The sequence below is a fragment of the Arthrobacter nitrophenolicus genome (assembly GCF_045833485.1).
Taxonomy (GTDB): Bacteria; Actinomycetota; Actinomycetes; order Actinomycetales; family Micrococcaceae; genus Arthrobacter; species Arthrobacter nitrophenolicus.
Map to the genome: position 1 here is coordinate 1,307,922 of NZ_CP174504.1, position 21,898 is coordinate 1,329,819.

Genomic DNA, 21,898 nt, shown 5'->3' on the forward strand with positions numbered 1-21,898 from the left:
CGTGGGCGGGCCCGAGGCCCTGGTGCGGCTAGCCGCGCTGCGGTGAGCCGAGCTCCACCGGGTCCTCGTCCGTCAGGTACGCCAGTTCGGAGTGGGCGGCGAGGTCGATGCCACGCATCTCGTCCTCCGGCTTGATGCGCAGGCCCACGGTCTTGTCCAGGATCTTTGCCAGGATCCAGGTGATGCCGAACGAGTAGGCCAGCACCGTGACCGTGGCAAGGGCCTGGGTGCCAAGCAGTTCAAGGCCACCGCCGTAGAAGAGCCCGTTGACGGCGTTGGGGGCGGCGTCGGTGGCGAAGAGTCCGATTAGCAGGGTGCCGAGGATGCCGCCTACCAGGTGGACGCCGACGACGTCGAGCGAGTCGTCGAAGCCGAGCCGGAACTTCAGCTCGATGGCCAGCGAGCAGACAGCGCCGGCGATCAGGCCGATGGCAACAGCTCCCAGCGGGCTGACGGCGCCGCAGGCGGGGGTGATGGCGACGAGTGCCGAGATCAGGCCGGATGCCGCGCCCATGCTGGTGGCGGCGCCGTTGCGGAGCCGCTCAACGAGGGCCCAGGCGAGCAGGCCGGCGGACGCTGCCACGGCGGTGTTCAGGAAGACCACCGACGCCGACTGGCCGGCGGACAGTGCCGATCCGGCGTTGAAGCCGAACCAGCCCACCCACAGCAGGCCGGCGCCAACCAGGACCAGCGGCCGGCTGTGCGGCTTGGTGTGTTCCATCTTGGGCCAGCCCGAGCTCTTGCCCAGGACCAGTGCCAGGGCGAGGGCGGCGGCGCCTGCGTTCATGTGCACGGCCGTGCCGCCGGCGAAGTCGATGGCCTTGATGCCGCTGGCAATCCAGCCGCCGGTCACGCTGCCGTCCGCCGAGGAGAAGGCGAAGACCCAGTGCGCAATGGGGAAATAGACGATGGTGGCCCAGATACCGGCGAACAGCATCCAGGCGCCGAACTTCATGCGTCCTGCCGCCGCACCGGCCACCAGGGCCGTGGTGACGCAGGCGAAGAAGAGCTGGAACGCGGCGAACAGGATGACCGGGATGGACGCCCCCTCGTCCGCGGCCAGCAGCTGTCCCATGCCCGGGAACTCGGTGATGTCACCGATCAGCCCCAGGCCGCCCACGGAGTTCCCGAAGGCCAGCGAGTACCCGAACAGCGCCCACAGGACGGCCACCAGGCTGGCGCCGCCGAAGCACATCATCATCATGTTGAGGATGCGGCGCGAACCCACCATGCCCCCGTAAAACAGGGCCAGGGCGGGGATCATCATGCAAACCAGCGCTGCGCTGGCCAGAATCCAAGCGACATTTCCCGAATCCATTGGGAAACCCCTTTCGTGATGCGAGGAGAGAACGGAAATCGCGCGTCAGAGCCACTCCGTCAGGAGGGACGCGGAGTTAGTACCGCGTTCAGCGGAGGGCGGCTATTGCCGTCTGGTTCCAACTGTATGGCGCGGGTTATGAACTGGGTTTCGGGTGTGTTAAATGATGGTTTCAGTCATCCACACGCGAGTTTCAGGGGTATCGCAGTCCCCAGTGATTACCTGGCGGAGACAGCCAGGAACCGGATGGGCAGGTCCAGCAGTTCCAGCGGGCCGTGCGGGCCCTCGCCGTCGAGCAGCAGGGAATCGCCGGCCTCCATGGTGTATTCGTAGGCGCCGTGGCCGTACACCATCTTTCCGGAGAGCATGTAGATGAATTCTGTGCCCGGGTGCTGGAACAGCGGAAACACGTCCGAGGCGTCCGTCAGCGTCACCAGGGTGGGTTCCAGGGCGTCGGTCCTGCCCTTGAGCGTGCCCAGCACCCGGTATTCATGACCGTGCTGGGTGCCGCTGCGGACCGTCAGGCTGCCCTGGCCGGCCTTGGTGAAGGTGGCGTCCCGGTCCGTGTCCGCGCCGCGGAACAGCGCGGTGACCGGCACGTTCAGCCCGTCGGCCAGCCGCTGCAGGGTGGTCAGCGAACAGGACGTGGTGGCCGTTTCGACCCGCGAGATCATGGCCTTCGACAACCCGGTGCGCGCCGCCAGTTCCGCCGAGGACAGCCCGCCGGCCGTGCGGTAGTGGCGCACCTGCGCGGCGATGACCTGCTCCAGCTTCCCCGCGACGGCGGCGGCATCCCCGAGGGCGGCGCCTCCCGTGGCGGCATCCCCGGCGGCGGTGCCGCCGTCGGGGTCAATCGCGGCGTCGGCGTCGTCCCGGGCATGGTTGGTCATATGAGCCATCATAGGCAGGCCCTCCAGGGGGCGGGCGAGGGGCGCGGCGGGCGAGGGGCGGGCGCCGGCCGTGCCGGCGCCCGCGGAACGGACCCCTGTCAGGGCGCGCCGGGGATCCAGCTGGTCCCGGCCAGCGGAACGCGGGCCATGGCGGACGCCTCGATGGTGAGGGCCACCAGGTCCTCGGGCTCCAGGTTGTGCAGGTGCGACTTTCCGCAGGCCCGCGCAATGGTCTGGGCTTCCATGGTGAGGACCCGGAGGTAGTTGGCCAGCCGCCGTCCCGCGGCCACCGGGTCCAGCCGCGAGGCCAGGTCCGGGTCCTGGGTGGTGATGCCGGCAGGGTCCCGGCCGTCCTGGAAGTCGTCGTAAAAACCGGCGGCGGAGCCCAGGGCCGAGTACTCCGCCGTGTAGCGGGGATCATTGTCGCCCAGCGCGATCAGGGCCGCGGTCCCGATCGCCACGGCGTCAGCCCCCAGTGCCATGGCTTTGGCCACGTCGGCTCCGGTGCGGATGCCGCCGGAGACAATGAGCTGCACCTTCCGGTGGACCCCGAGTTCCTGCAGTGCCTGGACGGCCTGCGGGATGGCGGCGAGCGTGGGGATGCCGACGTTCTCGATGAACACCTGCTGGGTGGCGGCGGTTCCGCCCTGCATGCCGTCCAGCACCACCACGTCGGCGCCGGACTTCACGGCGAGCGCGGTGTCGTAGTAGGGCCGGGAGGCGCCCACCTTGACGTAGATGGGGGTCTTCCAGTCCGTGATTTCGCGGAGTTCGCCGATCTTGATTTCCAGGTCGTCCGGGCCGGTCCAGTCCGGGTGGCGGCTGGCGGAGCGCTGGTCGATCCCGACCGGGAGGGTGCGCATCCCGGCGACGCGCTCGGTGATCTTCTGGCCCAGCAGCATCCCGCCGCCGCCCGGCTTGGCACCCTGGCCGAGCACGATCTCGATGGCGTCGGCCTTGCGGAGGTCGTCCGGGTTCATTCCGTAGCGGGAGGGCAGGTACTGGTACACCAGGTGCCTGGACTGGCCGCGCTCCTCAGGCGTCATGCCGCCGTCGCCCGTGGTGGTGGAGGTGCCCACCTCGCTGGCGCCGCGGCCCAGCGCCTCCTTGGCGTTGGCGGACAGGGCGCCGAAGCTCATGCCCGCGATGGTCACCGGGGTCTGCAGGTGCAGCGGCCTGCTGGCGTGCCGGTCGCCGAGGACGACGTCGGTATCGCACTTTTCGCGGTACCCCTCCAGCGGGTAGCGGGACATGGAGGCACCGAGGAAGAGCAGGTCGTCGAAGTGCGGGACCTTGCGCTTGGCTCCCCAGCCGCGGATGTCGTAGACGCCGGTGGCCGCGGCGCGCTGGATGTCGGCGATGGTGGCGCGGTCGAACGTGGCGGATTCGCGGAGACCCAGCGCAGCGGAATCAGACGCAGTGATGTCGGCGGACGCCGGTGCCGGGGCGGGAACGGAGGTGATGGTCATGGGGGCCTCCTAGTAGGCAGTCGAGTTGTCGACGTGGAAGTGGTAGAGGTTGCGGGCTGAGCCGTAGCGTTTGAAGTCGGCCGGGTTGTCGGTGCGGCCGGCGGCCGCCAGGAGCTCCGCGAGTTCGGCCAGGTGCTCCTCCCGCAGCGGCTTTTCGATGCAGTCCGCGCCGAGCGAGGCGACGGTTCCCTTGACGTAGATCCGGGCCTCGTAGATGGAGTCACCCAGCGCGTCCCCGGCGTCGCCGCAGACCACCAGCCGGCCGGCCTGGGCCATGAACGCGGACATGTGGCCGATGTTGCCGCCCACCACGATGTCCACGCCCTTCATGGAGATCCCGCAGCGTGCACCGGCATTGCCGTCGATGACCACCAGGCCGCCGTGCCCGGTGGCAGCGGCGGACTGCGAGGCATCACCCTTCACATGGACCGTCCCGGACATGATGTTCTCGGCCAGTCCGACGCCGGCGTTCCCGTTCACCGTCACGGTTCCCTTTTGGTGCATCCCGGCCGCGTAGTAGCCGGCATGGCCTTCGATGGTCACCGCAACGTCGGCGTTGATGCCAACGGCCAGGCTGTGCTTGCCGCCGGGGTTTGTGACGGTCCAGGCCTGGCCGTCAACGGCGTCGTGCAGTGCCTGGTTGAGGCCCCGGACCGGAGCACCGGCGAGGTCCACCACGGTTGTTTCGGGTGCCGCAGGGGCGTCCGTTACAGGTTCGGGGGCGGTGGTTTCGGGGGCTGTCAGAGTGACCATGTGTAGACCTTTCCGGGTTCCGGTTCAAAGATGCGGGCGTTGTCGATGCCGGGCAGGGCTGCCAGGGCGCGGTATTCGGAGGCCATTGCCACGTAGTCGTCGGTTTCGGCGATGATGGCGGGCTTGCACGCGATGGGGTCACGGACCACGGCCATGCTGTCCGCGGTGGTGACCACCAGGGTGTAGAAACCGTCCAGGACCTTGCCCAGGTTCACCAGCGCTTCCTCGAGGGTGTCACCCTGCTGCAGGCGGGAGGCCACGTAGCGGGCGCCCACCTCGGTGTCGTTTTCGGAGTCGAACACCACGCCTTCACGCTTGAGGTCCCGCCGCACGGTGGCGTGGTTGGAGAAGGATCCGTTGTGCACCAGGCACAGGTCGTCCGCCACGGAGAAGGGGTGCGAGCCGCCCGCGGTCACGGCAGACTCGGTAGCCATGCGGGTGTGGGACAGGCCCTGGCTGCCGGCCATGGCTTCCAGCCCGTGCTCCGCGGCGATCTCCATGGGGTGGCCCACGCTCTTCATGACGGCCACGTGCTCCCCCCGGCCAATAACGGTGGCGGCGGGCAGGGTTTCTGTCACGGCCTTCACCAGGAGGTCGGTCCCGACGGCGGCACCCACCAGGGTGGTGTCACCCACCACCTGCACCGAGACGCCGGCGTCCGCCGGAAGCACGCCGGCGAGGAGCCCGGCGACGCCCTCGGTGATGGCCGGCGTCGGCATGCCCTGGTCCCTGCCCAGCAGGCTCAGCGTGGAGGTGCCCGGGGACACCAGGCCCGGGGTGTTGTAGACGGCCAGGCCGGCGGAATCCGGTCCGCGGTCCACGATCTGGCACAGCATGGAGGACAGCAGGCTGCCCATCTTTGGATGCAGCGAGGGGTTGCGCAGCTGCAGCGCGGCGATTCCGCACATAACGATCCTTTGCTTGGTTGGGTCTGTTCGGGTCGGGTTGGTTAGATCGAGGTCAGGTAGGTGCGGATTTCCCAGTCGCTGACCTGGTTGTGCCAGCTGAGGAATTCCTCTTCCTTCGCCGTGGCGTAGTAGGCGCCGATCTCCGGATCGCCGCTGAGGCTGGCCAGGATCACCGGGTCCTTCCGAAGGGCCTCGACGGCGTGGAGCAGGGTGGCGGGCAGGAAGTGGGCGTCCGGCTTCGACTCCCCCGGCCCCGACGGCAGGCCGGGATCGATGGACTTCTCCACGCCGTCCAGCCCGGCGGCGATGGCCGTGGCGATGGCCAGGTACGGGTTGGCCGAACCGTCACCTGAGCGCAGCTCGATCCGCTTGTTGTCCGGGACCCGGATCATGTGGGTGCGGTCGTTGCCGCCGAAGGACGCTTTCCGCGGGGACCACGTGGCTCCGGAGGAACTGGTGGTGGCGCCGGTGCGCTTGTAGGAATTCACGGTGGGCGCCAGGAAGGCCTGCAGGGCCGGAGCGTGGTCCAGGATCCCGCCGATGAAGGAGTAGGCGAGGCGGGAGAGCCCCAGGCCGCGGCCGCCGTCGTCCGCTTTCCCGTCGTCCGCTTTCCCGTCGCCGGCCGGGAACAGCGCGTCCGCACCTGACCAGAGCGAGAGATGGAAGTGCAGGCCGGTGCCCGTGCGGTCCGTGAACGGCTTGGGCATGAAGGTGGCCGTCATGCCCCGCTGCTCCGCCAGGATGTTGAGGATGTAGCGCAGCGAGACAACACGGTCCGCCGTGGTGAGGGCGTCGGCGTAGTTGAAGTTCTGCTCGAATTGGCCGGCGGCGTCCTCGTGGTCGTTGGCGTAGTTGCCCCAGCCCAGGCTGTTCATGGCATCCGAGATCGAGGTGAGGTGCTCGTACATCCGCGTCACGCCGCGGGCGTCGTAGCAGGGGCGCGGCGAATCGTCCTTGTCGTCGGCGGTACTCAGCGTCCCGTCGTCGTTTTTCTTCACCAGGAAGTACTCCACTTCGGCGCCTACTTTTGCCTGCATGCCCTTCCGGTCAAGCCGGGCCAGCGCGTTCTTGAGGATGACGCGCGGCGCGTACGGCCACGGCCGCCCGTTGACGTGCGGATCGCAGTGGATGATCGCCAGCCCCTCCTTGATGAAGGGGACCGGGGTGAATGAGGAGAGGTCCGGCACGGCGATGAGGTCCGCGTCCTGCGGCTGTTGGCCGATCAGGCCCGCGGCGTAGCCGGCAAAGCCCATGGCGCCGGATTCCAGCTCGTCCGCCGCCTCCACCGGGACCAGCTTGGCGCAGGGCTTGCCGGTCATGTCCACGAACGTGGCCAGGAGGAAGCGGACGTCGTGGGCGCGGGCAATGTCCGCGAGGGAGATGGCGGGCTGGGAAAGGGCATCGTTGGCCCGGCCGGCGAGCCCGGCCGAGGGGGTTACAGCAGGGGTTGCGACACTGGTCATCGAAACAATCCTGTCGGGTTGGTGTTAGCTACTAGTAAACCTTGTTGCACCAGAGTAGCCAAGCGAAGATTTCGTGCGTCCGGCTGGGATGTTAATTGGATGTTGCCGGCGCCTGACCGGCAGGCGGGCGGGCCGCAAGCACGCGCCGGGTGACGCCGCCTCGCGTCCCCGGCTGTGCACGCCCCGCTAAGCTGGGGAAGATTTCCGGCAATCACCGCCGGCCGCGAAAGGATCAGGGGAATGGCGCGAGCGACAGTCCAGGACGTCGCCAGGACGGCCGGAGTATCCGTGGGCACGGTGTCGCGGGTCCTCAATGGAAGCCCTGCCGTGAGCGAGTCGAGCAAGGAAAAGGTCACCGCTGCCATCCACCAGCTCAACTACCGGCCGCTTGCCTCCGCCCGCGACCTGCGGCGGGACAGGACGATGCGCATCCTCGCGATTGCCAAGAACCTGAACTCGCCCGTGATCAGCGAGGCTTTCCGCGGAGTCAGCGACGCCGGGGCGCTGTCCGGGTATGTCAGCCTCATCGCGCCGACCGCAGGTGATCCGGAGCGTGAACAGCAACTGGTGGACATGCTGCGCAACGGCTCGGTTGACGGCCTGGTGATGTTCTCCCCCACCATGCCCGACGAGGACATCGGACAGATGGCCGAGCAGCAATGCGTCGTCCAGGTCTGCGAAATCGCCGACGCCGACGCAGCCTTCGGCGTTGCCATCGACGACCGGCAGGCGGCCGTGGACATCACCCGGCACCTGATCGCCACCGGTGCCCGGCGGCTGGCGATGATCGGCAACAGGGCGGCCCGCTCCGGCCGCCTGCGCGAGGAGGGCTTCCGGCTCGCCGCCGCAGAGGCAGGTATGCCCGCCGACCAGATACTGTTCGTGGACGGTGACTTCGATTTCCACACTGGCCGCCGCCACGCCGAAGAACTCCTTGACGCAACCCCGCGCCCCGATGCCGTGTTCTGCGGGAACGACACAGTGGCAGCGGGGTGCGTCCGTGCGATCACCGACGCCGGGCTGAGGGTACCGGAGGACATCGCCGTGGCTGGCTTTGACGACTCCGTCCAGGCTGAGATGTGCGTCCCGGAACTGACCACCATCAGGCAGCCCGCGTACTCGATGGGCCGCCTGGCTTTCGAGGCGCTCCTTGAACGGATGACCACGGCGGGCCCGCACCGCAGGGGCCGGATGTACCTCCCCCACGAACTCGTCGTGCGGGACTCCACCAACAGCTGAGCCAGGGGTTGACAGGCTGACGTGACCCCTGACACACTGCTGTGGAATCGATTCCAAAGTTAGCCCGACTGGTTATTGGGCGGAATTTGGAATCGATTCCAAATAGGACTGACCAAAAGCCGGCCAGGCAACGAAGCCACGCTGAGGTATGCGGGCGACGTTGCACGCTGCCATTCCTCGAGCATCCCTCCCGACCCCCAAAGGAGCCACTTGTGGACCTGATTCAAAACGCATCTCCGCGCCATGAGGACACTGCACCATCCATGCCCGCCCCCGCCCTGGCGCCCGCATCACGCCGGACCAGCGGGCGAACCCTGGCGGTGGCGGCAGCCATGGCCGCGGGCCTGCTGCTGAGCGGCTGTGGAGGTGGTGCGGCCGCTCCCGGCGCGGACCAGGCCCCTGCCGCCGATCCGGCCGCAGGAGCCGGCGCCAGCGGCAGCATCAACATCTGCGGCGGCAAGGACGCCTCCGGCATCTACAAAGGCACAGCAGAGGCCTTCACCAAGGCAAACGGCAAGGTCACGGCCAAATACACCGAAATCGGTGCCACCACTGACGAGATGCGGACCCAGGCAGTGCAGCGGCTCGAAGGCAAGTCAGCGGAATGCGACCTGTTCCTCACGGACGTCATCTGGACTTCCGAGTTCGCTTCCCAGGGCTGGATCCTTGACCAGACGGAACTGGTGGAAGCCAACAAGGACCGCCTCATTCCCTCCACCGTGGAAACCGCCAAGTACGAGGACAAGTACTGGGCGTCCCCGTTCTTCACCAACGCGGGACTCATCTACTACCAGAAGGACAAGGTGGCCAAGCCGGATACCTGGCAGCAGCTGTATGCGGAGGCAGCCGGCGCCCCGGGCAACAGCTTCGTCTACCAGGGCAAGCAGTATGAGGGCCTCACCGTGAACTTCCTCGAAATGCTCTACAGCGCGGGCGGCGAGGTGCTGGATGACCAGGGCGAGGTCAGCATCGATTCCCCGGAAACCCGGGAGGTGCTCGATTTCATGGTGAAGGGCCTCAAGGACGGCTCGGCTGACCGCGCGGTGCTGACGTACAACGAGGACGCCGGGCGCCTGGCCTACGAATCGGGGAACTTCGGTTACCAGCGCAACTGGCCGCACGTCAACCGCCTGCTCAACGCCACGCCGCTGGCGGGCACGTTCGGCGTGGCTCCCCTTCCGGCGTGGGAAGGCGGCAAGGCCTCCGGCGTCCTGGGCGGCTGGAACCTGGCCATCTCGGCCCACTCCACGAACCAGGCGGGTGCCGTGGCCTTCATCGACTTCGCCACCACCCCGGAGTGGCAGAAGCACGTGGCCATGGACTTCTCGCAGGCGCCTGTCAACGAGGCCGCCTACTCGGACCCGGACGTCCTGGCGAAGATGCCGTTCGCCACTGAACTGCTCGCCTCCGTCAAGAACGCCAAGCCGCGCCCCATTTCCCCGGTCTACCCGCAGATCTCCCAGGCGATCTACAAGAACGTCTACGCGGTCCTTTCCGGAACCGCCACCACCGAGGACGCCGTGAAGACCATGGCTGAAGAGATCACGGCCGCAAAGGCGAGCTTCTGATCATGGCCACCAAGTTCCTTGCTCCCGGCCGCGGCATCAACGGCCGCGACCGGGAGGAGAGGCGGCTCGCGTTCCGGATGACTGCCCCCTCCCTGGTCCTCATGGCCCTGGTGGCGGCGGCGCCCATCGGGTACGCGCTCTGGCTTTCCCTCAACCAGTACAGCGTCCGCACCGCCGGACTCTCGCGCTTCGTCGGACTTGAGAACTACATTTCGGCCCTCACCGGGCCGCACTGGTGGGCGGCGTTCGGCCAGACGTTCCTGTTCGCGGGGCTCTCGGTCTCGCTCGAGCTGGTGCTTGGGACGGGCATGGCACTGCTGCTTAACCTCGCCTTCAAGGGCCGGGCACTCCTGCGCACCGTGGTCCTGCTGCCGTACGCGGTGGTGACCGTGGTCAGTGCCATCACCTGGGAAACGATGTTCCAGCCCAACCTGGGCCTGGTCACCAACGTCCTGTCAACGCTGGGCCTGCCCGGCGGCGACGTTGTCTGGCTGGGCGAGCACGGCTACGCCATGGCAGTCATCGTCCTGGCCGACGTCTGGAAGACAACACCCTTCGCAGCCCTGATCATCCTGGCCGGCCTGCAGGTCATTTCCACCGAGACCTACGAGGCCGCGGAACTTGATGGCGCCAGCAAGTGGCAGTCCTTCATCCACGTCACCCTTCCCCTGCTCCGCCCGGCCATTGTGCTGGCCGCGATCTTCCGGACCATGGATGCCCTGCGCGTCTTCGACCTGCCGTTCGTGCTCACCCGCGGCGCCAACGGCACCGAGTCGATGTCCATGCTGGCCTACGCACAGCTGCGGGAAAACCGCCTTGTGGGCGAAGGGTCGGCGCTGTCCATCCTCACCTTCCTGACCGTCATGGCGGTCTCGGTGGTGTACATCCGCTTCGCCGGGGGCAACATCCGCGAAGTTGCCAAGGAGGAACAATGAGCACGCTGACTGCACAGCGGACGACGGCGGCACCCGCCGGCCGCGGCCGGCCATCCAGGGGCAGGGCGCCGCGGCGGAGGCCCCGCGGCCAGGCCCGGCTGCATCCCGTCGTGTGGGTATTCGTCATAGCCGTCATGGGCTTCTCGCTCATCCCGTTCTACTGGCTGGTCAACACGTCGCTCAAGAAGGGCGCCAGCCTCTCCCAGGGTGAACTCTTCCCCAGCCAGCCGACCTTCGAGAACTACCAGGCCGTGTTCCAGAGCGCCGAGTTCCTGCTGGCCCTGCGCAACTCGGTGATTATCGCCGTCGTCACCACCACGGTGGCGCTGGTGTTCGCCTCCTTCGCCGCCTACGCGCTGGCCCGGCTCAAAATGCGCCGCAAAGCCCTGATCCTGACCCTCATCCTGTCGGTCACCACCTTTCCGGCCATTGCCATTGCTGCCCCGCTGTTCTCGATCTGGCGCGAGATCGGCCTGTACGACACACTCCTTGGCCTGATTATCCCGAAACTGACGTTCGCGTTGCCCCTGGCCATCTACACGCTGACCTCCTTCTTTAGGGAGATCCCGCGTGAGCTGGAGGAATCGGCCTACATGGACGGCGCGACGCCATTTACCGCCTTCCGCAAAGTCATCCTGCCCCTGGCGGTCCCGGGCCTTGCCACGACGGCGATCCTCGTGTTCATCTCGGTATGGAATGAATTCCTGCTTGCCGTCACCCTCACCACTTCCCCCGAGGCCCGTCCGGTCCCGGTGGCGATTGCGTTCTTCAGCGGGACCAGCGAGTTTGACCAGCCGCTCGGCACCATCAGCGCGGCCTCGGTGGTCATCACAGTCCCGCTCGTCATCCTGGTGCTCCTGTGCCAGAAACGCATCGTCTCCGGCATGACCGCCGGCGCCGTCAAGGGCTAGAACCCCACATCCACAACCACAAGAAGAAGGAAAACCCGTGAGCAACGAGCAGTCCCCCGGCCAGCAGGCATCCGCCCTGCCGGAACCAGACACCAAGGAACTGAGGGTGGGCGTGGTCGGCATCGGCTGGGCCGGGCAGCAGCACCTGATGGCCTACAACGCCCTGGAAGGCGTCCGCATCGTGGCGCTGGCAGGAATGGAACAGGAGCTCCGCGATTCGCTGCAGGCTGAGTACTCCATTCCGAATGCCTTTGCCGACTGGAAAGAGATGCTGGAGCACGGCGGCCTGGATGCCATCAGCGTGGCAGTGCCCACCTTCCTGCACGCACCCATTGCCATCGCCGCCCTGGAACGCGGGATCCATGTGCTGAGCGAAAAGCCCATCGCACGCAACGCCATCGAAGGCCAGGCCATGGTGGATGCCGCGCGCAAGGCGGGCCGCGTCCTGGATGTTGCCTTCAACCACCGCCGCCGCGGTGACATCGGCGCACTCAAGGAGGTCATTGACGACGGCGGCCTGGGCCGCCCCTACTACGCCAAGGCCTCGTGGCTGCGCCGTTCCGGCATCCCCACCCTGGGCAGCTGGTTCACCAACCCCGAACTCGCCGGCGGCGGGCCGCTGGCCGATATCGGCGTCCACGCCCTGGACTACGCCCTGCACCTGCTCGGCGAACCCAAGGTGCTGGCAGTGTCCGCCGCCACCCATTCGGAGCTGGGTCCCCAAGGGCGGGGCGGCGGCAGCAGGTACTCCGCGCAGGCCACCAGCCACGCGTTCGAGGTGGAAGACTTCGCGTCCGCCTTCCTCCGGCTTGAGGGCGGCGGAACGCTCCTCATCGAGGCCAGCTGGGCCACGTACCGGGAAACCGACGACCTGCTGGACTTCACCGTCTACGGAACCGACGGCGGCGCCGAGCTCAAGGTGCAGGGCGCGCCCTTCCCCCCGGTCGGCCAGCTCCGGGTGTTCACCGACAAGGACGGCGAATCCGCGGATTATGTCCCGCCCGTCCTTCCGGGCCGGGCGCACGATGCGGTGGTGGAGGATTTCGTGACAGCCGTCCGCGGCGGCCCCGAGGCCTGGCGCGGGCATGACGGTTCGCTGGCGCTCTACCGCGCACAGATCATCGACGCGTGCTACCAGTCCGCACGGGAGCAGAGGGAGGTTCGTCTCTAATGGGTGAAAAACTGAGGATCCTGGTCTGGAACGAAGGCGTCCACGAGGCCAACAACGAGCCGGCCCACATCGGGGAAATCTACCCGGACGGCATCCACGGCGCCATCGCAGCAGGGCTGCGCGCCTTCTACCCGGAGTCGGAGATTACGACGGCGGTCCTCGCCGACGACCAGCACGGGCTCAGCGAGGAGGTGCTCGCCGAGACGGACGTCCTCCTCTGGTGGGGCCACATCGCCCATGACCAGGTGGGCGACGCCGTCGTCGACCGTGTCCAGCGCCATGTACTGGGCGGGATGGGACTGATCGTGCTCCACTCGGGGCACTTCGCAAAGATCTTCACCCGGCTGCTGGGCACCAGCTGCTCGCTGGCCTGGCGAAACGACGGCGAGCGCGAGCTGGTGTGGACCGTGAAGCCGTCACACCCCATTGCCGAAGGAGTGGACAGCCCCATCGTCATCCCAGAGCAGGAGATGTACGGCGAGCTGTTCGATATTCCAGACCCGGACGACCTGATCTTCATCAGCTCGTTCGCCGGCGGCGAGGTGTTCCGGTCCGGCGTCACGTTCACCCGGGGCAAGGGACGCATCTTCTACTTCAGCCCCGGCGACCAGGAATACCCGGTGTACCACCACCCGCAGATCCAGCGTGTCCTGGCGAACGGCGTCCGCTGGGCTGCCCAGCCCGGACTGGACCGTTCGGCGCCCGCCGTGACGAACCCCCCGCGGGACTGGTTCGCGGAGCGGTAGTTCGCGGAGCGGTGGGAAGACAAGTTGCGGGTTTCCCCATAGCCGCCCCGCGCCCCAGCGGGTACAACTGAGAGATGACTTCCTCAGCGCTGGTGCTAGGGCCCATGATGCGGTTCGTGGATGAGACGACGGCGAGCGTCTGGGTGGAAACCCGCGATTTTTCCCAGGTGTCCGTGCACGCCGGCGGCAGGCAGTGGACTGCTTCAACGTTCGCCGTGCACGGGCACCATTACGCCTTGGTTGACCTGCACGGGCTCGAGCCCGGGACGGTGACTCCGTATTCCGTGGAAGTCGACGGCAGCAAGGTCTGGCCTGAACCGGAGCACGGGTTCCCGCCCCCGGTGGTCGCCACGCTCAAGCCCGGAAAACCGCTGCGGCTGGCCTACGGGTCCTGCCGGACCAGCGTCCCGCACGACGCCTCAGGCAACCGCACCCACGGCGTGGACGCGTTGCGGGCCTACGCGCTGAAGATGATCTCCGGGACGGATGAGCGGTGGCCGGACCTGGTGGTGTTCCTCGGCGACCAGGTGTACGCAGACCTCACCAGTGAGCAGATGCAGGAGTTCATCAAATCCCGCCGGGACATCAGCGAACCTCCCGGCGAGGAGCTCCAGGACTACGAGGAGTACGCCCACCTTTACTACCTGGCGTGGTCCGATCCCGCCAACCGGTGGCTGCTCTCCACCCTGCCGAGCGCCATGATCTTCGACGACCACGACATCCGGGACGACTGGAACGCCTCACGGACCTGGCGGGAGGCGATGCAGCAGAAGCCGTGGTGGCACCAGCGCATTGTTGCCGGACTGGCCTCCTACTGGGTGTACCAGCACCTGGGGAACCTCTCCCCGCAGGACCGTGCCGCCGACCCGGTCTGGCAGGTCATTGCCGGGCATCACGGCGACGGCGAGCCCGATGTGAGCCGGGAACTGGACAGCCTGGCCGAACGCGCGGACCGCGAACCGGAATCCTACCGCTGGAGCTTCTGCCGCGATTTCGGCGACACCCGGCTGATCGTGGTGGACTCCCGTGCCGCACGCAACCTGGCGCCGGACCGCCGCGCCCTGCTGGACGACGTCGAAATGGCCTGGCTGGATGACCGGATGCAGGGCGGTTTCCGGCACCTGCTGGTGGGCACATCCTTGCCGTTCCTGCTCCCCATGGGCCTGCACCACCTCGAGTCCTGGGACGAGGCCATCTCCGAGGGCGCCTGGGGCAGGCTCGCGGCCCGCGCTGGCGAAAAGCTGCGGCAGACCTTCGACCTGGAGCACTGGGGCGCCTTCGAAAAGAGCTTCCGGCGGGTGGCGGCGATGGCCGGGGAGGTTGCGGACGGCCGGCGCGGCCCGGCACCGGAAACGGTGGCGTTCCTCTCCGGCGACGTCCACTTCTCCTACGTCTCCGAGGTGGAGCGCAGCTCCGGCAGCAGGATCATCCAGGCGGTCTGCTCCCCCATCCGCAACCCCCTTCCCCGGCTGCTGCGGTCCTTCGGCGCCCTTATGTCCTACGGCCTGGCCACGCCCCTTGGCGCGCTGGCCGCCCGCTCGGCCAAGGTTCCGGACCCGGGACTGCACTGGTCCACGGTCAAGGGTCCCTGGTTCGACAACAACCTGGCCTGCCTCGAAATTGCCCCCGAGGGGCTGAAGCTGTGGTGGCAGCGGGGCGTGGTCCGTGACGGCGACAACGCCCACCCGCAGCTGGAACGCGTCGCGGACGTCACCATTGCTCCGCGCAAGGCCGGCGAACCGGCCAGGGAGCCCCGCTAGCCCACATCCCCTGCCTGCCGCCGCAGGCGTGCCACCAGCGTGGTGGCGAGCAACGCCGTCGCCAGCTCCAGCCCAATGACCAGCAGCAGCTGGCTGCTGCCCGTCACCTCCGCAGCGACCGACGGCGGCCCGCCGCCATGGGTGTGTCCCCCGCCGCCCGCGCCCAGGAGCAGGACCGCATGCAGGCCGGCCATCGCCACGGCGGCGGCGGCCACCCTGTGGAGTGCCCCCGCTTTGCCGTGGCGCCAGATGTGGACGGTGCAGGGGACGCAGACGGCGGCGAGCGCCACCATCAGGAGCCCGAGCCAGACGCCGTGCCCGCCGGTGGCCGCCACCCACACATGCACCAGGCAGGACGCCGCGGTGACCAGCGCGCACAGCCGGGAATGAAACCCCGGGCTAGTGGCAGGAGCCAGCATTGCTGCCGTCACTGCTGCCTCCGCTGTGGCACGCCGATGCCGCGTTGACGTTGGCGGGCACGTCCAGGACGGGGCTGCGGTCGAAGAACCCTTCGGGGCGGAGCTTGAAGCCCACGGTGTCCACGGGCATGATGGGCCAGTCCTCCACCCGGGGGAAGTGCGTCAGGCCAAAGGTATGCCAGACCACGATGTCCTGGCCGTCGATGTCCCGGTCCTGGGCCACGTAGCCGGGCAGGCCGGCGCCGCCGGGGTGCTGGTTGACGAAGTCCCCGGTGGGGTACCGCTCCTCCTCGGCGTAGCGGGTGACCCAGAGGTCCTTGGTGGCGAACGCCGCGCGGCGGGCAATCGAGGACTCAGGGTCGGCAAGCAGGGTGGGCTGGTTGTGGGAGTGGAGCTTGTAGCCCACCGGCTCGCCCAGGCGGTTGCGGGACTCGGGATTGGAGATGATCCAGGTGCGGCCGGCGCGGGCATCGGCCTCGCGGACGGCGTCGGATTCGCGTGCCAGGACGGTGCGCCTGCGGGAGAAGGCGTTGCCGCGTTCGTTGCCCGGGCCCATGGCCTGGCGGACAACGTCCTCTTCCTCCACCCGGTTGGTGAACCCGTCGATGGCCATGTCCAGCCGGGCACTGAAGAGGTGCTGGTGGAACGGGGCGCCCAGGCCGGGGGCGAGCTGGGAGATATTGTCCGAGCCGCCCTCCGGGAAGGCGGAGGTGAAGACGACGCCGGTGGCCTTGGCCTCGAACTCGATGGTGCCGTCCAGGTACAGGTACCAGTAGAAGCCGTAGTCGTAGTTGCCGATGGTGGTGAAGAAGGAGATCACCAGGCGGCGGTTGCGCCGGGTGTAGTTGACGCCGGACCACAGGTCGGAGTGTTTGGAGAGGATGCCCCAGTCCTCCTCGTGCATGCAGATGCCATTGCGGATCTCGCGCGGGTTGCCGAAGGCGTCGCTGATGACCGGGCTGAGGTAGGTGATGTCGCCCAGGCAGTCGCAGCCCAGCTCCAGCGAGTTGGCGTACTGGCCCACCAGGTACTCGCCTGTGTCGAAGTAGTTCTGCCAGGACCGGATGGGCGACGGGTCGCCGTACGGGACCACCATTTCGGCGATGGAGGCGCGGTTGATGATGGGCCGCAGCCGGTCGCCGTCCCGGAACGCCAGGTTGTGCAGGACCACGCCCTCCCGGACGTCGAAGCCCACGTCCACGCTCCACTTTTCCCACTCCACGTGGTTGCCGCCGGTGACGGTGAAGCTGGGGCCTTCGGGCTGGGTGATGTTGATGGGCTTCTGGGTGGTGCGCAGCGGCCCGGTCAGCTCAGGGTCCGTGTAGTTGCCGTGTTCCGCGGGTATGGGCATGGCGCCCAGGTCGATCACCTGTGTGACCTCCTTGTTCACCACGTCCACGTAGGCCACCAGCCCGTCCACGGGGTGGGCCCACGCGCTGTCCTCCGGGAAGTCCTGGACGAAGGCCAGGCCACGCAGGATCCGGCGGCCCTTCTCCCCGGCATATTCAAAGACGCCCGCCGAGAGCGGGGCCACCCGCACTTTGGTTACGTCCAGGCCCCGGTCCGCCAGCGCCTTCAGCCAGCGTGAGTCGGTGGCAAGGAGGGACTCCACCAGTTCGAATTCCTCCTCGAGGACCGGCAGTTCGCCGGTCGCCGCGGTATCGAGTTCGACGGCGGACAGCACCTTCTGCTGCGTGACCGAGACGGTGACGTCGCGCGGCGCCGCGCCGGAGACGTCGTGGACAAAGACGCGGAAGCGACGGTCGGCGTCGTCCGCGGCGGTTCCGCGGGGCGGCTCCAGGAGGCCCAGGTAGGCGATCCGGTGCTGCGGTTCCAGCAGGCCCGCTGCCTGCAGGACGGAGCGTACTTCGAGGATTTCCGGCGCCGTTGCCAGGCTGAAGGCGGATGCGGTGCGGGTTGGTGCAAGAGTCATGGTGAAACCTTCGTCCGGGCCGCTGCCGGCCACTGGTGGTTTATTTTCTATAGTTGTAGAGAATAAACGTCCGTAACATGGCTCACAAGAGTCTGAGCGAAATATTTCCCGGGAGTGCCAGCGGTGCCGAAGATAGTTGACCATGACGAGCGCCGTCTGGAGCTCGTGGACGCCACGTGGCGGATCATCGCGCGGCAGGGCCTCGAGGGGGCCACCATGCGGGAGATCGCCATGGAGGCCGGGTTCGCCAACGGCGCCCTGAAGCCCTACTTCCCTACCAAGGACACACTCCTGGAATTCGCCTTCGGCCACGTGTTCAACCGGACCAACCAGCGGATCGCCGAGGTCACCGGGGGCAAGAGCGGGATGGAAGCCCTGCGGGCCTTCTGCCTGGAGGTCCTGCCCCTGGACGAGGAGCGCGTGAACGAAGCGCGGATCGTGATCCCCTTCTGGCAGAAGGCCGTCAATGACGCCCAGAAAGCGCAGATCCACCAGCAGTCCATGGCCGCATGGCTGGACACCATCCGGCAATTCCTGGCAGAGGCGCGCGAAGCCGGGGAGGTCCGTGCCGCCGTCGACGATTCCATCCTGGCCGGCCAGCTCCTCAACATGCTGCTCGGCGCCCAGATCGAAGCGGCGCTATCCCCGGAAAGCGGGACCGACTTCGGCCACGCCGCCCAGCTTGACGGCTACCTCACCCTGCTCGCCGCATGACGGCGCAGATGATCCCCGCGGACGTGGAGACGCCGGACATCCTGGTCGACCTGGACGTGCTTGACCGGAACATCACGCGCATGGCGGACACCGTCCGGGCCAAGGGACTGGCCCTTCGGCCGCATGCCAAGACGCACAAGATCCCGGAGATTGCCGCCCGCCAGCTTGCCGCCGGTGCAACCGGACTGACCGTTGCCACCATCGGCGAGGCGGAGGTGTTCGCCGGCGCCGGGGTGGACGACCTTTTCATCGCCTACCCCCTGTGGCTGTCGGACCGGAAGGCCCGCCGGCTTCGGGACCTCGCTCGAAAGGCAAAGCTCACCATCGGCGTGGATTCGGCTGAAGGCGCTGCCCGGCTTGGCCAGGGCCTGGGGCCGGCGGCGGGAAGCGTCAGGGTGCTGGTGGAGGTGGACAGCGGCCATCACCGCAGCGGCGTCCGCCCGCACGCCGCAGCCGACGTTGCGCGGGCAGCTTCCGACGCAGGCCTGGACGTTGCGGGCGTGTTCACCTTTCCAGGCCACAGCTACGCTCCGGGCATGCCGGCCGCGGCGGCCGCGCAGGAACAGGAGGCGCTGCGGCTCGCGGCGGAAGCCCTGGCGGCGGCCGGGTTCACGGCAGGGGTGCGGAGCGGAGGATCGACGCCCACCGCGCTGCTGACTGGAGATTCCGCCGCCACGGAGGTCCGCCCGGGGGTCTACGTGTTCGGTGACGCCCAGCAGCTTGAGCTGGGCCGCTGCGCCCCGGAGGACATCGCGCTCACCGTGGCCGCCACCGTGGTGAGCCATCATGCAGTGGAACCCGGGACACCGCCACGCTTCATCATCGACGCCGGCAGCAAGATCCTCGGCAGCGACAAGCCCGCCTGGGCAACCGGCTACGGGCGGCTGCTTGACCATCCGGAGGCAAGGATTACGGCACTCTCGGAACACCACGCCACCGTGGAGTGGCACAGCCCCGAAGGTCCGCCTGCGCTGGGCGAACGGCTGGGCGCCATCCCCAACCACGTCTGCCTGGCCATGAACCTGGTGGACGATGTGGCCGTCGTCAGTCACGGAAGCCTGGTGGAGCGCTGGCGCGTGGCCGCCCGCGGCAAGAACTCCTAATCCCTCGTCAGGAAGGGTCTTTTTTCGCCAATCGTTGAAAAAAGATTCGCCAAGCATTAACCTGAGTGGACTGTGTTCCATGACACAGTCCCGGGGGAACGTCAGATGGCCGTCCGTCGTCGTCAGGATTATCCATGCCAGTACACAGCCCGTCCCGGCCCGCCGGGCAGCAGCTTATGTCCCGCACCGCCGCATCCTTTGACCACTGGAAGCACTTGGTGGCTGAGTCCTTCGTGCCGCTGGCCGCCAGGACCGCAGACGTGGACGGCTTCCGCGGACAGCTGCGCTCCCGCGTGCTGGACCGCATGTCCATCGTGGAAGTCACCGCCACGTCGCACGAGGTGCACCGTACGCCGGCGCTGATCGCCCAGGCCGGCGAGCGCTACTTCAAACTCAACCTCCAGCTGGAGGGCACCGGCCTGCTGATCCAGGACAACCGCGAGGCAGTCCTCCAGCCGGGCGACCTTGCCATCTACGACACCAACCGCCCCTACACCCTCACGTTCGAACAGCAGGCGCGGATGATGGTGGTGATGTTCCCCTGCGACGCCTTGTCCCTGCCCCCGGATTACGTGGGGCAGCTCGCCGCCGTCCGCATGGACGCCACCGGCCTCAGCGGCATCGTGGGGCAGTTCATCCGCCAGCTCTCGGAGAACCTGGAGGTGCTGAACGGCCCCAGCGGCTCCCGCCTGGCAACCAACGCCCTGGACCTGGTCTCCACCATGCTGCACGCCGAGATGGACATGACCCCGGACCGGATGAAACCGCAGGCACTGCTCGCGGTGTCCATCCGGGAGTACATCGAGGCGAACCTGTCGGATCCGATGCTGTCACCGGCCAGTATCGCGGCGGCGCACTTCATCTCCACGCGGCACCTGCACAACGTCTTCCACGAATCCGGCACCACGGTGGCCAGCTGGATCCGGAGCCAGCGGCTGGACGGCGCACGCCGCGACCTGCGGGACCCCCTGCATGCGGGAAAGCCGGTGGGCGCCATCGCCGCCCGGTGGGGAATCCTGGATGCCGCGCACTTCAGCCGGACCTTCCGCGATGCCTTCGGTGTCTCCCCCAGCGACTGGCGGCGCGGCGGCTAAGGCTTACGCCCTGCCTGCTAGATCAGGCCCTGCGCCAGCATGGCTTCTGCAACTTTGACGAACCCGCCAATGTTGGCGCCCAGGACGTAGTTGCCCGGCTCGCCGTATTCGTCGGCGGTGGCAGCGCAGCGGTGGTGGATTCCCACCATGATGTCCGTCAGCCGCTCCTCCGTGTGTTCGAAGGACCACGAGTCACGGCTGGCGTTCTGCTGCATCTCCAGCGCCGAGGTCGCCACGCCCCCGGCGTTGGCGGCCTTGCCGGGGCCGAACAGCACCCCTGCCTCCTGGAAGACTGCCACGGCGTCCCGCGTGGACGGCATGTTGGCCCCTTCACCCACCGCGAGGAGGCCGCCCCGCACCAGCCTCGCGGCAGCGCCGCCGTCGAGCTCGTTTTGCGTGGCGCAGGGCAGCGCCACGGTGGCATCGACGTCCCACACTGAACCGCCGTCAACATAGGAGACGCCGGGACGGCGGACGGCGTAATCCTTGAGCCGGCCGCGCTCCACTTCCTTGACCTCGCGCAGGAGCCCGACGTCGATCCCCGCCTCGTCCACGATGTAGCCGGAGGAGTCGGAGCAGGCCACCACGGTGGCGCCCAGGGACCGGGCCTTGGCGATGGCGTTGATGGCCACGTTGCCGGAGCCGGACACCACCACGCGCTGGCCGTCGAACGAGGCGCCTCGGGTCTTCAGCATTTCCTGGGTGAAGATCACGGTGCCGAAGCCGGTGGCCTCCGGGCGGACAAGCGAGCCGCCCCAGGAGATCCCCTTGCCGGTCAGCACGCCGGATTCATACCGGTTGGTGATGCGTTTGTACTGGCCGAAAAGGTAGCCGATCTCGCGTCCGCCCACGCCGATGTCGCCTGCCGGCACGTCCGTGTACTCGCCGATGTGCCGGTACAGCTCGGTCATGAAGGACTGGCAGAACCGCATTACCTCGGCGTCGCTGCGGCCGCGGGGGTCGAAGTCGGAGCCGCCCTTGCCGCCGCCGATCGGCATCCCGGTGAGGGCGTTCTTGAAGATCTGCTCGAAGCCAAGGAACTTCACGATTCCCAGGTAGACGGACGGGTGGAACCGCAGCCCGCCCTTGTAGGGGCCCAGCGCGGAGTTGAACTCCACGCGGAAGCCCCGGTTGATCTGCACCCGCCCCGCGTCGTCGGTCCAAGGCACGCGGAAGATGATCTGGCGTTCGGGTTCGCAGAGGCGCTCCAGGATGGCGGCGTCGAGGAACTCCGGGTGCCGGTCATGGACCGGGCCGAGGCTTTCAAAGACCTCCACCACCGCCTGGTGGAACTCCGCCTCACCGGGGTTGCGCGCCAGGACGGTGTCCCGAATGGCCTCCAGCCGTGCGTCCATGAACTGCTTCCTTGCCTGTTCTCCGGCGCACCGGCGGGTACCGGCGCGAATAAAAGTTGATACTTCAACTTATACGATTATGACCGGCGGCCTGTAGCCGGCGATCCGGATTCCAGCCTAATATCCACAGTGTGACATTCCAATTCCGC

At 67.8% G+C, this 21,898-nt stretch carries 19 protein-coding genes; 10 read left to right on the forward strand and 9 right to left on the reverse strand.

All coding sequences use genetic code 11. From position 1 onward, the window contains the following. Window positions 1-28: 28 nt before the first annotated feature. The 6 genes from ACJJV6_RS06180 to glnT all read right to left on the reverse strand — a co-directional run bounded on the left by ACJJV6_RS06180 (window position 29) and on the right by glnT (window position 6,801). Window positions 29-1,318, reverse strand: a complete 1,290-nt coding sequence (locus tag ACJJV6_RS06180) for an ammonium transporter (protein WP_009359415.1) — start codon at window positions 1,316-1,318, stop codon at window positions 29-31. A gap of 218 nt (window positions 1,319-1,536) precedes the next feature. Further along, window positions 1,537-2,208, reverse strand: a complete 672-nt coding sequence (locus ACJJV6_RS06185; RefSeq protein ID WP_009359414.1) for an XRE family transcriptional regulator — start codon at window positions 2,206-2,208, stop codon at window positions 1,537-1,539. Between the two features lie 98 nt (window positions 2,209-2,306). After that, window positions 2,307-3,677, reverse strand: a complete 1,371-nt coding sequence (locus ACJJV6_RS06190) for an FMN-binding glutamate synthase family protein (protein ID WP_407710173.1) — start codon at window positions 3,675-3,677, stop codon at window positions 2,307-2,309. A 9-nt stretch (window positions 3,678-3,686) separates the two neighbouring features. After that, the gene (locus ACJJV6_RS06195; protein ID WP_407710174.1) at window positions 3,687-4,430 is read right to left on the reverse strand and encodes a protein glxC; all 744 of its coding nucleotides are present in this window, start codon (window positions 4,428-4,430) and stop codon (window positions 3,687-3,689) included. Then, a complete protein-coding gene (locus ACJJV6_RS06200) occupies window positions 4,418-5,338 on the reverse strand; it encodes a glutamine amidotransferase (RefSeq protein ID WP_407710175.1) in 921 nt (306 codons plus the stop codon). Before ACJJV6_RS06200 ends, ACJJV6_RS06195 begins: the two co-directional genes overlap by 13 nt. 41 nt (window positions 5,339-5,379) lie before the next feature. Continuing rightward, on the reverse strand, window positions 5,380-6,801 hold the full coding sequence (gene glnT / locus ACJJV6_RS06205; RefSeq protein WP_407710176.1) for a type III glutamate--ammonia ligase: 1,422 nt from the start codon (window positions 6,799-6,801) through the stop codon (window positions 5,380-5,382). Window positions 6,802-7,041: 240 nt separating this feature from the next. On the opposite strand from glnT, the gene ACJJV6_RS06210 reads away from it, so the two are divergent. From ACJJV6_RS06210 to ACJJV6_RS06240, 7 genes are all read left to right on the forward strand, one after another. Next, on the forward strand, window positions 7,042-8,040 hold the full coding sequence (locus ACJJV6_RS06210; RefSeq protein WP_407710177.1) for a LacI family DNA-binding transcriptional regulator: 999 nt from the start codon (window positions 7,042-7,044) through the stop codon (window positions 8,038-8,040). A 212-nt stretch (window positions 8,041-8,252) separates the two neighbouring features. Beyond that, a complete protein-coding gene (locus ACJJV6_RS06215) occupies window positions 8,253-9,608 on the forward strand; it encodes an ABC transporter substrate-binding protein (protein WP_407710178.1) in 1,356 nt (451 codons plus the stop codon). 2 nt (window positions 9,609-9,610) lie between these two features. Then, window positions 9,611-10,543: a carbohydrate ABC transporter permease gene (locus ACJJV6_RS06220; protein WP_407710179.1), complete on the forward strand. Its 933-nt coding sequence runs from the start codon at window positions 9,611-9,613 to the stop codon at window positions 10,541-10,543. Next, entirely contained in the window at window positions 10,540-11,454 is a 915-nt protein-coding gene (locus ACJJV6_RS06225) for a carbohydrate ABC transporter permease (protein ID WP_407710180.1), read from the forward strand. Before ACJJV6_RS06220 ends, ACJJV6_RS06225 begins: the two co-directional genes overlap by 4 nt. Before the next feature lie 76 nt (window positions 11,455-11,530). Further along, window positions 11,531-12,625, forward strand: coding sequence for a Gfo/Idh/MocA family protein (locus ACJJV6_RS06230; RefSeq protein WP_035752305.1), 1,095 nt, complete (start codon window positions 11,531-11,533; stop codon window positions 12,623-12,625). Then, window positions 12,625-13,371: a ThuA domain-containing protein gene (locus ACJJV6_RS06235; RefSeq protein ID WP_407710181.1), complete on the forward strand. Its 747-nt coding sequence runs from the start codon at window positions 12,625-12,627 to the stop codon at window positions 13,369-13,371. The genes ACJJV6_RS06230 and ACJJV6_RS06235 overlap by 1 nt, the downstream gene beginning before the upstream one ends. Before the next feature lie 74 nt (window positions 13,372-13,445). Then, window positions 13,446-15,131 (forward strand): alkaline phosphatase D family protein, encoded by a 1,686-nt coding sequence (locus tag ACJJV6_RS06240; protein ID WP_407710182.1) that lies wholly within the window; start codon window positions 13,446-13,448, stop codon window positions 15,129-15,131. Here ACJJV6_RS06240 and ACJJV6_RS06245 read toward each other — a convergent pair. Beyond that, entirely contained in the window at window positions 15,128-15,550 is a 423-nt protein-coding gene (locus tag ACJJV6_RS06245; RefSeq protein WP_407710472.1) for a hypothetical protein, read from the reverse strand. The genes ACJJV6_RS06240 and ACJJV6_RS06245 overlap by 4 nt on opposite strands. Then, window positions 15,531-17,483: a primary-amine oxidase gene (locus ACJJV6_RS06250; protein ID WP_407710183.1), complete on the reverse strand. Its 1,953-nt coding sequence runs from the start codon at window positions 17,481-17,483 to the stop codon at window positions 15,531-15,533. The genes ACJJV6_RS06245 and ACJJV6_RS06250 overlap by 20 nt, the downstream gene beginning before the upstream one ends. A 123-nt stretch (window positions 17,484-17,606) precedes the next feature. Here ACJJV6_RS06250 and ACJJV6_RS06255 point away from each other — a divergent pair, with 123 nt between their 5' ends. The 3 genes from ACJJV6_RS06255 to ACJJV6_RS06265 all read left to right on the forward strand — a co-directional run bounded on the left by ACJJV6_RS06255 (window position 17,607) and on the right by ACJJV6_RS06265 (window position 20,394). Then, window positions 17,607-18,197, forward strand: coding sequence for a TetR/AcrR family transcriptional regulator (locus tag ACJJV6_RS06255; protein ID WP_407710184.1), 591 nt, complete (start codon window positions 17,607-17,609; stop codon window positions 18,195-18,197). Beyond that, window positions 18,194-19,300 carry an alanine racemase gene (locus ACJJV6_RS06260; RefSeq protein ID WP_407710185.1) on the forward strand — a complete coding sequence of 369 codons (1,107 nt, stop codon included), beginning with the start codon at window positions 18,194-18,196 and terminating at the stop codon, window positions 19,298-19,300. Before ACJJV6_RS06255 ends, ACJJV6_RS06260 begins: the two co-directional genes overlap by 4 nt. 176 nt (window positions 19,301-19,476) lie before the next feature. Beyond that, window positions 19,477-20,394, forward strand: a complete 918-nt coding sequence (locus tag ACJJV6_RS06265; protein ID WP_407710473.1) for a helix-turn-helix domain-containing protein — start codon at window positions 19,477-19,479, stop codon at window positions 20,392-20,394. A 17-nt stretch (window positions 20,395-20,411) separates the two neighbouring features. Here ACJJV6_RS06265 and gdhA read toward each other — a convergent pair whose 3' ends face one another. Next, the gene (gdhA, locus tag ACJJV6_RS06270; protein WP_407710186.1) at window positions 20,412-21,749 is read right to left on the reverse strand and encodes an NADP-specific glutamate dehydrogenase; all 1,338 of its coding nucleotides are present in this window, start codon (window positions 21,747-21,749) and stop codon (window positions 20,412-20,414) included. Between the last annotated feature and the right edge of the window lie 149 nt (window positions 21,750-21,898).

Bases quoted from the DNA above. Each gene is read 5' to 3' on its own strand.
- ACJJV6_RS06180 (WP_009359415.1), bottom strand. From the start codon at position 1,318: ATGGATTCGGGAAATGTCGCTTGGATTCTGGCCAGCGCAGCGCTGGTT.
- ACJJV6_RS06185 (WP_009359414.1), bottom strand. From the start codon at position 2,208: ATGACCAACCATGCCCGGGACGACGCCGACGCCGCGATTGACCCCGAC.
- ACJJV6_RS06190 (WP_407710173.1), bottom strand. From the start codon at position 3,677: ATGACCATCACCTCCGTTCCCGCCCCGGCACCGGCGTCCGCCGACATC.
- ACJJV6_RS06195 (WP_407710174.1), bottom strand. From the start codon at position 4,430: ATGGTCACTCTGACAGCCCCCGAAACCACCGCCCCCGAACCTGTAACG.
- ACJJV6_RS06200 (WP_407710175.1), bottom strand. From the start codon at position 5,338: ATGTGCGGAATCGCCGCGCTGCAGCTGCGCAACCCCTCGCTGCATCCA.
- glnT (WP_407710176.1), bottom strand. From the start codon at position 6,801: ATGACCAGTGTCGCAACCCCTGCTGTAACCCCCTCGGCCGGGCTCGCC.
- ACJJV6_RS06210 (WP_407710177.1), top strand. From the start codon at position 7,042: ATGGCGCGAGCGACAGTCCAGGACGTCGCCAGGACGGCCGGAGTATCC.
- ACJJV6_RS06220 (WP_407710179.1), top strand. From the start codon at position 9,611: ATGGCCACCAAGTTCCTTGCTCCCGGCCGCGGCATCAACGGCCGCGAC.
- ACJJV6_RS06225 (WP_407710180.1), top strand. From the start codon at position 10,540: ATGAGCACGCTGACTGCACAGCGGACGACGGCGGCACCCGCCGGCCGC.
- ACJJV6_RS06235 (WP_407710181.1), top strand. From the start codon at position 12,625: ATGGGTGAAAAACTGAGGATCCTGGTCTGGAACGAAGGCGTCCACGAG.
- ACJJV6_RS06240 (WP_407710182.1), top strand. From the start codon at position 13,446: ATGACTTCCTCAGCGCTGGTGCTAGGGCCCATGATGCGGTTCGTGGAT.
- ACJJV6_RS06245 (WP_407710472.1), bottom strand. From the start codon at position 15,550: ATGCTGGCTCCTGCCACTAGCCCGGGGTTTCATTCCCGGCTGTGCGCG.
- ACJJV6_RS06250 (WP_407710183.1), bottom strand. From the start codon at position 17,483: ATGACTCTTGCACCAACCCGCACCGCATCCGCCTTCAGCCTGGCAACG.
- ACJJV6_RS06260 (WP_407710185.1), top strand. From the start codon at position 18,194: ATGACGGCGCAGATGATCCCCGCGGACGTGGAGACGCCGGACATCCTG.
- ACJJV6_RS06265 (WP_407710473.1), top strand. From the start codon at position 19,477: ATGTCCCGCACCGCCGCATCCTTTGACCACTGGAAGCACTTGGTGGCT.
- gdhA (WP_407710186.1), bottom strand. From the start codon at position 21,749: ATGGACGCACGGCTGGAGGCCATTCGGGACACCGTCCTGGCGCGCAAC.